General features: G+C 67.9%; 8 protein-coding genes. 4 read left to right on the top strand and 4 right to left on the bottom strand.

Features of this window, described 5'->3' with window-relative positions:
* Positions 1 to 86: 86 nt before the first annotated feature.
* Positions 87 to 620 carry a CGNR zinc finger domain-containing protein gene (locus tag BLU81_RS50265; RefSeq protein WP_092542203.1) on the top strand — a complete coding sequence of 178 codons (534 nt, stop codon included), beginning with the start codon at positions 87 to 89 and terminating at the stop codon, positions 618 to 620.
* A gap of 159 nt (positions 621 to 779) precedes the next feature.
* Here the strand turns inward: BLU81_RS50265 and BLU81_RS05455 are convergent, their stop codons facing one another.
* A complete protein-coding gene (locus BLU81_RS05455) occupies positions 780 to 1,355 on the bottom strand; it encodes a TetR/AcrR family transcriptional regulator (protein ID WP_092542201.1) in 576 nt (191 codons plus the stop codon).
* A 184-nt stretch (positions 1,356 to 1,539) separates the two neighbouring features.
* Here BLU81_RS05455 and BLU81_RS05450 point away from each other — a divergent pair, with 184 nt between their 5' ends.
* The 3 genes from BLU81_RS05450 to BLU81_RS05440 all read left to right on the top strand — a co-directional run bounded on the left by BLU81_RS05450 (position 1,540) and on the right by BLU81_RS05440 (position 5,491).
* Positions 1,540 to 2,751 (top strand): YhgE/Pip domain-containing protein, encoded by a 1,212-nt coding sequence (locus BLU81_RS05450; RefSeq protein ID WP_157751287.1) that lies wholly within the window; start codon positions 1,540 to 1,542, stop codon positions 2,749 to 2,751.
* Complete coding sequence (locus BLU81_RS05445) at positions 2,748 to 3,434, top strand: TetR/AcrR family transcriptional regulator (RefSeq protein ID WP_157751285.1); 687 nt, start codon at positions 2,748 to 2,750, stop codon at positions 3,432 to 3,434. Before BLU81_RS05450 ends, BLU81_RS05445 begins: the two co-directional genes overlap by 4 nt.
* A 356-nt stretch (positions 3,435 to 3,790) precedes the next feature.
* Positions 3,791 to 5,491, top strand: a complete 1,701-nt coding sequence (locus tag BLU81_RS05440; RefSeq protein ID WP_092542195.1) for an amylo-alpha-1,6-glucosidase — start codon at positions 3,791 to 3,793, stop codon at positions 5,489 to 5,491.
* 115 nt (positions 5,492 to 5,606) lie between these two features.
* On the opposite strand, the gene BLU81_RS05435 is transcribed toward BLU81_RS05440, so the two are convergent.
* The 3 genes from BLU81_RS05435 to BLU81_RS05425 form a co-directional block, all read right to left on the bottom strand.
* Entirely contained in the window at positions 5,607 to 8,825 is a 3,219-nt protein-coding gene (locus BLU81_RS05435; protein ID WP_231954195.1) for a discoidin domain-containing protein, read from the bottom strand.
* Positions 8,826 to 9,076: 251 nt separating this feature from the next.
* Complete coding sequence (locus BLU81_RS05430; RefSeq protein WP_092542193.1) at positions 9,077 to 10,492, bottom strand: family 43 glycosylhydrolase; 1,416 nt, start codon at positions 10,490 to 10,492, stop codon at positions 9,077 to 9,079.
* 13 nt (positions 10,493 to 10,505) lie between these two features.
* The gene (locus tag BLU81_RS05425) at positions 10,506 to 12,911 is read right to left on the bottom strand and encodes a glycoside hydrolase family 127 protein (protein ID WP_092542190.1); all 2,406 of its coding nucleotides are present in this window, start codon (positions 12,909 to 12,911) and stop codon (positions 10,506 to 10,508) included.
* Positions 12,912 to 13,101: the final 190 nt, after the last annotated feature.

The following is a 13,101-nucleotide window of genomic DNA, read 5'->3' as shown; positions in this document are numbered from 1 at the left end:
CGACTTCCTAACGACTGAAGGCTTCTCTGACCATTAGAAGATGCCTCGACTTTCTAACACTGTCAAGCCCGTTGTACCGTTAGAAGATGCCCGAGCCTCTGCCGATCGAGTTCGCCAACACCCTTCATGCGGTGCGTGGCCGCGTTCGGGACGGGCTGACGACCACGGCTGAACTGGCCGATTGGCTCCAGCGCAACGGGCTGCCCGCCGAGGTGACTGCGGATGACCTGATCCAGGCACGTGAGTTGCGTGACGCCGTTCGCGCGATCGCCCACGCGGTCGCTCATGGCCGCGATCCCGAACGTGTTGACATCACTGTCGTCAACACGTTCGCACGATCCACCCCGCGATGGCGTGAGCTGCACTGGAGTCCGCAACCGCACGCCGTCGCACACACCACCGGCACGCCGCTCGCCGCCGCCCTGTCCACCGTGGCCGACGCGACGATCGCTCTGTTCACCAGCACGGCCCGCGATGATCTGCGAGCCTGTCCGGGCCCGGGGTGTGTCCTGCACTTCGTGCGCGACGCACCCCGCCGCGAGTGGTGCTCACCCGGGTGCGGCAACCGGGCCCGAGCGGCCCGCCACTACGCCCGCTCCCGCGACCGGACCGAACCCTGAGGACTGAACCGAGTCCCGGAGGACCCGGAGGGGCGGGCCGTGACGCGATCGCCCACCGGTGCGGATTCGTATCGGCCGGATTCCCCTCAGGTGCATTTCACCGGCGCACACCTGCGCCGATCCATCTGCCCACCGTGACACCCTCGGCGCCGATTCGCGTCAGCGCAGCAGTGTCAGGCGGGTCGTGACCTCGGTGACCGTCCGCTCAAGCGACGGCCAGGGCAGGCCGGGCGCGGAGAGTCTCGTCCCGACGATGCCGTGCAGGGCGGCCAGCAGATGGATCGCGTCGGTACGCGGATCCGTGGCGGCCGAGGAGCCGTCGCGGGCACAGGCGGCGATCAACTCCACCATCTCGTCCAGGGCCGTGCCGGCCATCAGGTCAGAACCGGGAACGTTCGTGAAGATCAACGCGTACCGAGCCGGCCGGGCGAGACCCAGCTCCACGTAGGCACGGGCTCGGGCCAGCAGCCGGCCGGCCGGTTCGGGTTGACCCTCCTCGGCCGCGGCGGTGACCCGGATGACCTCCGCGAAGGTGCCCCGCCGCAGCTCGGCCAGCAGCTCGGGCAGGTCGGCGAAGTGCCGGTAGACGGCGGGCGCGGTGATCCCGGCGGCGCGCGCCACGGCACGCAGGGTCACACCAGCCAGTCCTTGCTCATCGAGCACGGTGAAGGCCGCCTCCACCAACTCGCCGCGCAGTCGTGCGCCCTGCCCCCGGGTGTTCTGGGTTCTCGTCACGTCGACACTTTACACGCGTTTACTGTGATGTCGCGCGCATCGGTTTACATCCGTTTACCTATGGCGGTATAAATCTCGTTGAACGGCCCCGTCAGTTCCGGGGCCTCGACGAACGGTGACAAAGATGCAACTTCACCACTTCCGCAATCCGCGCCTATGGCGAATTCCGGTCATCATGATCGTGTTGCTGAGCATTGCCCTTCCGGCCTGTTATCTGAGCGGCATCGCGGACCCGCAGGCACACTTGCGGAACCTGCCGGTAGGCCTCGTGCTCACCCCCCAGGAGCCAGGCGGCACAAGCGGCGCCGCCGAGGCTCTCGCCGAAGGCATCCGCACCGGCGCCGACCCGGACAAAATCGACGTGACCACCATGACGGCCACCGAGATGTCCGCCCGATTCGCCGACGACGAGATCTACGGAGCCGTGGTCATCCCCGCCGACTTCGAGCGCTCGCTGTCCAGCCTGACCAGCAACGACGCGATCGTGCGGCCGGTGGTCACCGTGCGGACCAATGCCGGCGAGGGCAGTCTCGCGGTCGGCCTGGTCAGCGGCAACCTCGGCCCCGTCCTCGCCGCCGCCCAGCGCACCCTCGGCGACCGCCTGCGCGCCGCCGCCGGCACCGGGCTCACCCCCGCGCAGTCCCTGGTCCTCCAGGAGCCGTTCACCGTGTCGACCATGCCGGACCAGCCACTGCCGGCTGAGTCCGGGTACGGCCTGACCCCGTTCTACCTGGCCCTGGTCGCGATCCTGATCGGCTTCATCGGTGCGTCGACGATCCACCCGTCGCTGGACGCCGCGATCGGCTTCGCGCCCAGCGAACTCGGGCCGCTGACCAGCCGCCGCCCGTACCAGTGGGCGGGCCGGGTCACGACGCTGCTCGCCAAGTTCGCGGTCCTCACCGGGGTCGCCCCCGTCGCCGCCGCCCTGCTCCAACTCGTCGCCACGACGGTGATCGGCGTTCCGGTCAGCCACCCTGTCGAACTGTGGCTGCTGCTCACCGCCACCATCATCGCCGTCGGCGTCGGCACGCTGTCCGTCTTCGCCGCGTTCGGCAGCCCGGGAGCGCTCATCAACACCTTCTTCTTCGTGGCGCTCTCCCTGGCCTCCGGCCCCACCGTCCCGGTGGAGGCTCTCCCCGGCTGGCTGCGATCGCTCAACACGGTGACCGCCATGAACCCGGTCCTCGACGGCGTCCGCGCCATCCTGTTCTTCGACGCGCGCGGTGCGGCGGGCCTCAGCCACGCGTGGATCCGGCTGGGCATCGGTGCCGCGGCCGGCGCTGCCCTCGGCCTGCTCGCCGCCTGGCTGTACGACCGCAACCCGCGCCTGACCCGGCATCCCCTCCCCTCGACACCGGCCGATGCTCCGGCCCCCGTTCCCGTACCGCAGACGTGACGCCGCGCCGGGACGGAGAGGATCGACCCGTCCGGCTCTCCGCCCACGAGCGCCGCCATCAGGTGACCGGAGTCGCCGTCACCGCCTTCGCGACAGGCGGGTACGCGGGCACCTCGGTCGACCGGGTGGCGGACCTGGCCGGCATCTCCACGCCGTACGTGACCCGGATGTTCGGCGGCAAACGCCGGCTCTTCCTCGCCGCTTTCCACGACGCCGCCGACCGGATCGAAGCCGCACCGGAGTTCGGCGGGCCCGGCGCCGCCACGAGCCCTGAGCTGAGCGCCATGCTCCTGCACGGCTGCGCCGCGGCTGCCGACCCGGTGATCGGCCACGCCGTCCGCGAGCGCTTCGGCGGGTTCCACGCGGCAGCACGCGCGATGCCCGGCGCCGATGCGGGCACCGCGCGGCGGGCCCTGGCGGCGCTCGTCTTCGCAGCCGTGGCCGGGCTACTCGACGAATTCGCTGCCGGCCAGGAAACCGAGATCCTCGCCCTGCGGCACCAGATCATGTCCGGCCGAGAACGACGACGATCCGCAGCCTGCTCACCCACCCCGGCATGGCCCGCACCCCGATGCACGACAGCGCGACCTCCGCCTTCGAACGCTTCTGCTGCGCGCAGCGACCGATCGCAGGCCCGCGGCGGCGAGCACTACGGGCGGTCGAACCAGCAACCGCCGGACTGACCAGAGACACCCGCCCCGCCAGCCTGCGCCGCGGTGTTGTCGCTGCGATCGTCAAGGACCACTGTCGACTGTGACGCGTAACGGCGGCAGGGCGCCAATCATTAATAAGAGACAGCAGCCCTAATGACACTGGGTAACGTCGAGAGGGGCGTGGCCCACTTTCGCCCACGACACCGCAACACGATCAGAGTTGACAGGGCAACCGAGGGTGCCGAGATTCAGGTTGCTGAGACCTTGGGCGCCGGGACCCGGCGGACCGGGCTCCTCACATTTTCGGCGGCGCGGGCCCCGTGACTGCCACTGGTGTGAACGTCGGCGCTGTCGACGAGTGACAGCCGTACCAGAAAGCGAGTTTGATGTTCTCTCTCCGTGAAATCCCGTTCAGCTATCGGGGTTCGTGGTTCGGGCTCTCCCCGGTGGTGGCGGAGCAGACGTACGCCGACGACGTGCATCTGGTCTCCCACCAGACCCGGATGCACCCGGTTCTGTGCCTCACCCCGCTGGCCGGTGGCGTGCGGGCGCTGACCGAGGTGACCGCGACTCCGGCGCGGCTGTCGTGGACCCGCGGGACCGAACGGATCGAGGCCGCTTACGCGAGCTCCGACACCGTACGGCTGCGGGGGTCGGGTCTGGGGTTGCGGATCGGCACTGCGGCGCCGGCACTGACACCGTTCGCGGGCAGTTACCTCTACCGTGATCCGATCGATGGCGCGCACGTCTTCACCTGCTACGAGACCGGTCGCCGCTATCGCCTCACCGTGCTCACCGGCACGTTGACCGAGGTCGCGGGGGTGCAGGCGCTCGGTGCGGCGGACCGGCACCTCACGCTGCCGGACGGCGAGCCGTGGGAGATCGCGATCGAGGAGTACCGGACCGCCCGGGCGCCCTACATCGCCGACGACACCTTCGAGACCGTCACCACCGCCGCGGGCGCCGCCTTCACCACTTTCGTCGACGCCATCGCGCCCTGGCGTGACGATCACACGCCGGCTGCGGAACTCGCCGCCTACGTCCTCTGGTCCGCGACCGTCGACCCCGCCGGATTCGTCGGCCGGCCCGCCGTACTGATGTCGAAGCACTGGATGGACAAGGTGTGGAGCTGGGATCACTGTTTCAACGCCATCGCCCTCGCCGCGGGTGAACCGGAGTTGGCCCTCGGCCAGTTCCTGCTGCCCTTCGATCATCAGGATCCGGCCGGCGCGCTGCCCGACTCGATCACCCATTCGGAAGTGCTGCACAACTTCGTCAAACCGCCCATTCACGGCTGGGCGCTCCAGCATCTGCGCGCACGCCTGCCGCGCGACCTCGACCAGCAAGAACTCGCCGATTTGTACGAACGTCTCACACGCTGGACCGAGTTCTGGCTCACTCATCGCCGAGTGCCCGGTCATCCACTGCCGCACTACCAGCACGGCAACGACAGCGGCTGGGACAACGCCACCACCTTCGACACCGCCCGGGTCGTCGAGACCGCCGACCTGGCCGGTTTCCTCACCCTGCAACTCGACTGCCTCGCCGGGCTGGCGACCGAACTGGGCCGCCCGGACGACGCCCGGCACTGGACGGCAACCGGCGCCGAGATCAGCGCCGCGATGCTGGAACTCTGGGACGGCACCCGGTTCCTGGCCCGCAACGCGGAGACCGGCGAGACCGGTACCAGCTCGAGCCTGCTCGACCTGATGGCCGTCACCGTCGGAGCCGGCCTTCCCGCGCACGTCAGCGCCGCTCTGGCCGAGGGCGTCACGACCCATTTGACCGCGTACGGTCCGGCGACCGAACCGACGGACTCCCCGCGGTACGCGCCGGACGGGTACTGGCGCGGGCCGATCTGGGCGCCGTCGACCGTGCTGATCGAGGACGGGCTGCGCCGCGCCGGGCACACCGCGCTCGCCGACGAGGTCAGCCGGAGGTTCCGGGCGCTGTGTGAGAAGTCCGGGTTCGCCGAGAACTTCGACGCCGAAACCGGTGCCGGGCTCCGCGACCGCGCCTACACCTGGACCGCCAGCGGCTACCTGATCCTGGCCGCCGCCCACGCACACCGCCAGGCCGGGAAGTAGACCGGCGGCGAACTCCGGACGGCTCCGGCGGACACCTTTCAGGGTCCGCCGGAGCCGCCGGTCAGCCGGCGGAGGTCAGCGGGTCAGCCGGTCAGCGCGTCACCCGGTCAGCGCGTCACCCGGCGAAGGCCTTCACCTCCAGGAGGCCGACGGAGGCGGCGCCGCTGGTCAAGGCCATTCGTAGCCGGGTAGTGCTGACCGGTGTGAAGGTGACCGCGTTGTACTGGTTCGCGGCTGTCGGGTAGCCGCTCGGGGCGGCCACGTCGACGTAGGCGGTGCCGTTCCAATATTGGAGTCTCCACGACGCGGGCAGGTCGATGCCCTGGCCGTCGTCGAAGAAGTAGACCTGCGCGGAACCGAGGGTCTGTGCCGCCGGCCAGGTCAGTTCGGCCCACTGTTCGCCCTGGTTGGGCCAGGTTCCCCAGCGCGGGTTGACGGTGTCGTTGGACGACGGCGGGTCGACGCCGTCGTTGATCGCGGCGACGCTCTCCCATGACGAGGTGTAGGACGCGCTCGGGGTCGCCGTCGCGGCCAGGTTCGGATTCGCCGGGACGGTGCCCTGCCCGAACAGTTTCACCTCGGTGAGACCGGTCTTCGGAGTGCCGGTGGGTTGAGTGAACTGGATCCGCAACCTTGACGTGTTGACCGCACTGAACGTGGTCTTGTTGAGGTTGGACTGTGGTGCGCTGGGTGTCTTGACTTGACTGGTCGTGTTGACCCAGGCACTGCCGTTCCAGTACTGCACGTTGTACGCGGTGGGCGGCCGGTACCGGTTGGTGGCCCGGTCGTTACGGAAGTAGATCCAGGCCTCGTCGACCGTACGAGCTGATCCGAAGTTGAATTCCACCCAGTCGGTCGTATTGGTGCTGCCGAAGCTGCCCCACAGCGGCGCGTTGGTGGGCAGGCCGTCGACGATCCCGGAAGTGGCGGTGCCCGACGTGGTGTAGGACGCCGTCACGGTGGCCCCGGTGGCCAGGTTCGGGCGGGTGGAGCCGAGGTCGACGCCGGCCTTGCTGAACATGTCGACCATCCGGGCGCTGTTCTGCACCACGTTCTGCGGTGCGGCCAGGCTCGGGAAGGCCGTGCTGGAGGCGACAGTGCCACTCGTGGTGACCGCCCCGGTCGCCGGGTTGTAGGTGAACGGGACCAGGCTGTTCAGGGTCGCGACCCGGGTGCCGTTCAGGAAGATCGAGTAGCCCTGCGGCACCCCGGCGTACCTGGTCACGCCGTCGGCCGGGTCATCCCAGACGATCGACAGGTTCGCGTTGCGGTAGCGCAGGTTGTTGACCGCGAAGTGGCTCCAGCCGATGTTGATCGGCGACAGTTCGATCTGGGTGTCGTTGCGGGGCCGCAGACCGGCCACGTCCTCGATCACGGTCCAGTTGCTGCTGCCGAGGATGTTGTGGTGGATCCACGAGCGGTAGGTGATGGCGCTGCCGTTCCAGTCGGCCCAGAACTCGTTGGCGTCCGGCCAGTTGGTGTCACCGTTGACGTATTGAGCCCAGGCGTTCCAGTACAGCAACTTCTTGTAGTCCTCGTTGACCATCCACGAGTTGGGGTAGTTGCGCAGCACCTGGGAGTAGAGCCGGAACTGCACTGTCGAGTTGATGGTGGAGAAGTTGTTGCTGCCCGGGTTCCCGGCCGCCGCCGCTGCCGCCTTGTCCTTCTGGTTCGCGGTGTAGAACGGGAAGATCGGGTACTCGGCGGGGTCGGCGTAGAGGCGCAGCGCCTCCCGGTACTGGGCCGTGTTCGGCATCAGCCCCACCGCGTACGGGTAATAGTTGTTGATCTCCTTCCAGGGCACGTGGGTGTTCGTCGACACGTGCTTGTGTTCCAGGAGCTGCCGGTCCGGGTTCCACAGCGTGTTGATGACGCCGTTGCGGATCCGGTCGGCGAGCGTCTGCATCTCGGTCGCCTTGCTCGTGTTGCCCATCAATGTGTACGCGTCACGTGCGGCGATCGCGGCCGTCCACACGTACGCGGTCTCGGCCCGGTCCAGGTTGCCGGCCCGCCAGTGGAACGACACCGCGTCGGCGTCGTTGCCGGTCATCGCGCCCCAGTCGTACTCGATGACGCCGTTGTTGTTGGTGTCGTAGGTCGCGAGCTGGCCCTTCGCGTCACCTTCGGCGTAGCGGGCGAAGTTGGTGAGCATGGCCGGCTGGCCGCCGTGGATCTGGTAGGCACGCCAGGCGGCCTCGGCGATGTACTGGGTGTACGAGTTCGACCAGTTCTCCGGGTCGCCCGGGTTGTCGACGAACCGGCCGTTCGCCGAGTACTGCCCGACCGCGAGATAGTTGCCGTAGGCGTACTCCGGGCCACGCAGGTACTTCAAGTCGTCAATGTGCATCGGCTGCGTCAATGCGATCGCGTTGTTGTAACCGGTCACGCCCTCGATCGACTGCGGGAACTGGAAGTCCTGGCCGGGGATCTCCGCGTCCAGGTTGTTGTACCGCATCAGCCACCAGCGGTAGTAGATGCTCTTCTTGATCCCGGCGTCCGGCACGTCGATGTAGGGGACGTTGTCGGCCCACCACTTGTTGTAGTCGCGGACGTGGGTGCCGAACGCGTCGGCGGGGGTGCGGGCGCGGTAGGCGTTGTACTCCGTCAGCGACGCCGGAATCTCGTTCGCGACAAAGCCGAGCTGCACCTTCACGGTGACCGTCGCACCGGCCGCGACCGTTATCGATCGGGTCAGCGCCCCACTGGCGGCGGTGAAGCCGTCTCCGGAGAACCGCGGGTAGAGGGTGGTCAGGTTGTTCTTCACCGCACGGGTGCCGGTCAGTTCGGTGCCGCTGACGGTGGTCGCGTAGGGCGAGGTCGCGGACAGGTTGAGCGTCGCCGACGCGGTACCCGTGTTGACCGCTGCGACGTTGGTGACCAGCACGTTGTTGTTGGTGATGAACTTGGTGACCTCCAGCCGGATCGTGCCGCCGGTGTGCACGCTGCGCCAGTGGCTCGGGGTCTGCCGGCGCTGGGCGGCCTGCTCGGTGAAGGTGCCCGGGGAGGCGGTGATGGCGTAGGCGTTCTGGCTGCTGATGTTGTCCCAGTAGGCGGCGTTGCCGCCGAAACCGATCACTGCCGGGTTGTGCGTGTTCATGTAGGCGGCGCGGCCCCGGGTCATCAGCCAGGTGCCGGCCGGGTCGTTGCCGGTACGGGCGAGGAGCCGGTCCATCCAGAAGTCGGTCCCGCTACTCTCCGCGTCGTAGATCGCCTTCATGGTGTCGCCGGTCGTGTAGCCGACCGGCGGCGCCGGAATCGACCCGGTGTTACCGAAGGCCGGATACCCGATGGTCTGCGCGGCTAGCGCCGGCTTGGCAAGACCGACCCCACCCAAGATCAAAACCAGTCCCGTTGCGTACGCCCACGGCCGCCGCCAGCCCCGGCCCGCCCTCGCTCCCGCACGCCCAAGACCGAGCCGATGCCCGGACCCGCGCCCAACCCAGACGCCGAGCCCACGCCCGGCCCCGCCATCGGATCCGCGCCCAGCCCCGCCGCCCAGCCCACGCCCGACCCCGCCATTAGACCCGCGCCCGGTCCCACCGTCAGGCCCACGCCCGGTGATGTCGTCGAATCCACGCCCTCGCCTCATGACTGGAACGCCTTCCACTCGAGCACGCCTGTGGAGAGGCCGGTGCGGGACGTGATGTTGAGGCGCAGCCTTGTCGTATTGACTTGACTGAACGTGATGACGTTCTCAACGTTGCCGGCCACGCCACAGGTTGATTGGCCGGGCACGTTGACGTATTGACTGCCGTTCCAGTACTGCAGTTGACATGACGCCGGGACATCGATGCCTTGGTTGTCGTCGAACCAGTAGACCGCGCTCTTGTTGATCGACTGTGCGGTCGGCCACTGGTACTCGATCCACTGTGTGCCCTGCTCCGGCCAGTTGCCGTAGGCAAGGCTCGACCGGTCCTGGGAGTTGACCGGCGTACCCCCGTTGTTGATCGCCGCAAGGCTCTCCCATGACGAGACGTAGGACGTGGACGCGGTGGCGTTGGGTGCGATGTTGGTGCCGCTGCCCCCGCCGGTCCCTCCGCCGGTGGTCGGGATGACCTGCTGGATCGTGCCGTCAGCGTTGAAGTAGAGCTTGTCCACCGCCACCGACCTGCGGAAATTGCCACCTGCCGGGGCGTCGGCGGTGTGGTAGACGAGGTACGACTGCCCGTTGAAGTCGACGATTCCGGCGTGGTTCGTGGTCGACGACACCTGGCCGAGCACGATGCCCCGGTGCGTCCACGGCCCGAGCGGGTTGGTCGCGGTGGCGTACCGCTGGCAGGCATAGTTGGAGTTGGTGACACAGCCACTGGTGTCGTTGGCCGCGTACATCATGTAGTAGAGGCCGTTTCGTTTGAACATCCACGGGGCCTCCCAGTAGTTGGTGAGCCCCTGCGGGGTGACGACCGACCCGACCGTGTCGATCATGTTGGCGGCGAGTTTGACCGCGCGCGGGGCCCAGTAACCGCCCCAGTACATGTAGGCCTGTCCGTCGTCGTCGACGAAGACGGTCGGGTCGATGTTGAGCCCGGACGAGTTGGCGGTGCTGTCGCTGATCAGCGGCCCGCCCTTGGCATCGGTGAACGGGCCGAGCGGCGTGTCGCCGACCGCCACGCCGATGTTCATCCAGCCCGCGCCATTGCCGTTGATCGACGTGTACCAGTAGTACTTGCCGTTGCGCGGTTCGACCTCGCCCGCCCACGCGTCGGCACCGGCCCACCCGAAGGTGGCGATGTTGGCCTTGGCACCGTTGTCGACCCAGGTGTTCGCATCGGTGGAGGACAGCACGTGCCATTCGCGCATCAGGAAGTTACTGGTGCCGGTGGGTGCCTCGTCTCGCCCGGCGTAGATGTACATGGTGTTCCCGACGACCAGGGGAGCCGGGTCGGCGGTGTAGATGCTGGTGATGATCGGGTTGGCGGCGTGTGCCGCGGTGGCGACCGCGACCGCTGCCGCAGCCGTGACCAGCGCGCAGGACGCGGCTAGCCATCTCCGAGAGGACATCTGGACACCTTTCTCACTGACCGGTGGCGTGCAGTTGAGAAACCTCGGCCGCCGACAGGGCCCGGCTGTGGATCCGGAGGTTGTCGACGGCCGCGGTGAGGTAGGGATCGGCGGCGTACTGGGAACGGCCGATCCAGTTCTGAGTGGTGTTGATTGCGGACGGCCGTACAGTCAATGCGTTGTTGCGGGCGACCTCGGCGCCGTTGACGTAGAGCACGCCGAGGTTGCCGGTATGGGTGACGGCGACGTGCGTCCACGTGCCGGTCGGGAGCGCAGCCGGGGCGTCGATGCGCTGTTCGGCCCCGGATCCGCCGGTGGTGATCGCGTATCGCATGTTTCCCGCGCTGCTGCGCGGAGTCAGGAACAGATACGCGCCGCCGCCGGTGCCGAAGTCGAAGATCCGCGCCCAGGTGGCGGCGGTGTCGAGGCGGATCCAGGTGGCGACGGTGAACGCGGAGGCACCGGCCAGGATTCCGGCGGGCAGGTTGACGTACGCATTGACGCCATTGAGCAGTACAGCCGTTCCGCTGCGCCCGGCGGTCCGGGTGGCGCCGCCGACCAGGGTGCCGTTCCAGCCGTTGCCGGTGGCGTCGATCGCGGTGCTGCCGGAGGGCTCGTCGAAGAGATAGCGGACCTCACTCGGCGCGGAACCGGTGACGTTCCAGTAGACCGAGTAGCGCTGGCCGTGCGTTTTGTAGAACGGCTTGAGCAGCACTGATCCGGTCGTGTACTCCAGCGCGGTGCCAGCCGGCTGCAGGGTCGCCGGGTCGAGCGTGGGCAGGGTACCGAGGTTACTGGTGCCGAACTGGCCGGCGAGCACGATCGGGCCGTGCCGGACCGCCCGTACCGCCGGATTGTCCGGGGCCGCTTCCAGAGCGAGGGCCATCGGGAGGCTGATCTCCACGACGTCGCCGGTGGCCCAGGTGCGATTGATGGCCAGGTACTTGCCGGGAACGGGTGTTCCGGTGAGGGTGCCGTTGACGCGGACCTGGGCTCCGGAGGTCCACGACGGGACACGGATCCGCATGTCGATACTGCCGGAGCCGGTGACCGTGAGCCGCGAGGTGGACGTCTCCGGGAAGGCGGTCTCCTGCCGGATGGTGAAACCACGGTTCGGCCACGTCAATGTCGACGAGACGTACATGTTGACGTACAGAATCGTGGTGTTGTCGGTGAAATAGACGCTGTCAGCGAGCTTGGTGTTGGTCTCCATGCCGGTGCCGTGACAGCACGTGAAGTTGTCGTAGTCGTTGCTGTACGTCTTGATGCCCCCGGCCCGCAGCGGCACGTAATAGCAGTGATGACCATGCGCTGAGCTGGGGTTCTGCGCGCCGAGCAGATGGTTGTAAAGCGCCTTCTCGAAGAAGTCCATCAGCTCGCCGGCGCGGCCGGGATCGGTGAAGAACAACTGCCGGGTCAACTTCAACATGTTGTACGTGTTGCAGCACTCGCAGGTGTTGTCGGAGAGTTCCGCGGCGATCCGGTTCGGTGCCTGGAAGTACTCGCCGTTGGAGTTGCCGCCGATCGCGTACGAGTGCTGCCGTACGACGAAGTTCCAGAAGTTGACCGCGATGTCGCGGTACCGGGTGTCGCCGGTGGCGTGGAAACCGCGGATCGCGGCGATGGCTTTGGGGATCTGCGTGTTGGCGTGGAAACCGGCGAGCGCGTCGACGTTGTTCGCGAGCGGGTCGAGGACCTGGTCGTGGTCGAAGTACTGCGCGGTGAACAGGTGTACCGGGTCCTCGGTCAACTGGTACAGGTTGAACAGTGTCTCGCCGATACCGCCGAACTCGACGCGCAGCATCTGCTGGCGCTGGGCGTGGGTGAGCCGGCTGTTGCGGACCTGCACCCAGGCGGCCTTGCGCAACAACACTTGCAGGGCCTGTGCGTTACCGGTGAGCTGGTGCTGGTCGAGCAGTCCCTGCACGATCTTGTGGAGGGTGTAGTAAGGCGCCCATACCTGCTGGCCGGTCTCGACCCGGTCGATGAAGCTCTCCGGATACGCGGAGAGGTACCCGTTCGGGCGCTGGCAGAGGGCGAGCTGGGCGACCAGGTAGTCGCCCTGGGTCTTGAAAGCGGTGTCGCCTGTACTTGAATACGCCTGCGCAAGTGCAGTCAATACGTGACCGGTGGAGTGGCCGCGCAGCTCGGTGGTGGGCGATTCCCAGCCGCCGCACGGGGTGGCCGACGACGACAGGCCGGCGTTCAGGCGGAACGTGTGCAGTAGACGGTCCATGTTGAGGAACTTCAAGTATTGATGAGTGCGGCCGGTGTTCGCGGCGAAAACCCCGCCGGTCAAGGTGACGGCGGGCAGCGGGAATCCGTACGCCGAAACTCCGGTGTCCGGGCGCGCCAGCGTGACCGGTGGCAGGAACGCGGCTGCGGCGCCGGCTTTCAGAAGGTTTCGACGCGAGATCATGGGACGCCTTTCGCCGATGTCGAGGCCGGATGCGAGCCGGGGTCATGACCGGGATGCGAGCCGGGGTCACGACCGGAGTACGGGCCGGGGTAGAGGCCGGGTCGTGGCCGGTGTGCGGGCGGGTTTTCCGCCGGGGTGCGGGCCGGCTTCTTCGCCGGTGTCCCGGCCGGGTCGGGCCCGGCCGGGACGG

This window comes from Actinoplanes derwentensis (assembly GCF_900104725.1).
Lineage (GTDB): Bacteria > Actinomycetota > Actinomycetes > Mycobacteriales > Micromonosporaceae > Actinoplanes > Actinoplanes derwentensis.
Note: the sequence above shows the minus strand (reverse complement) of the source record. Positions and strands in the feature narration are given on the sequence as shown.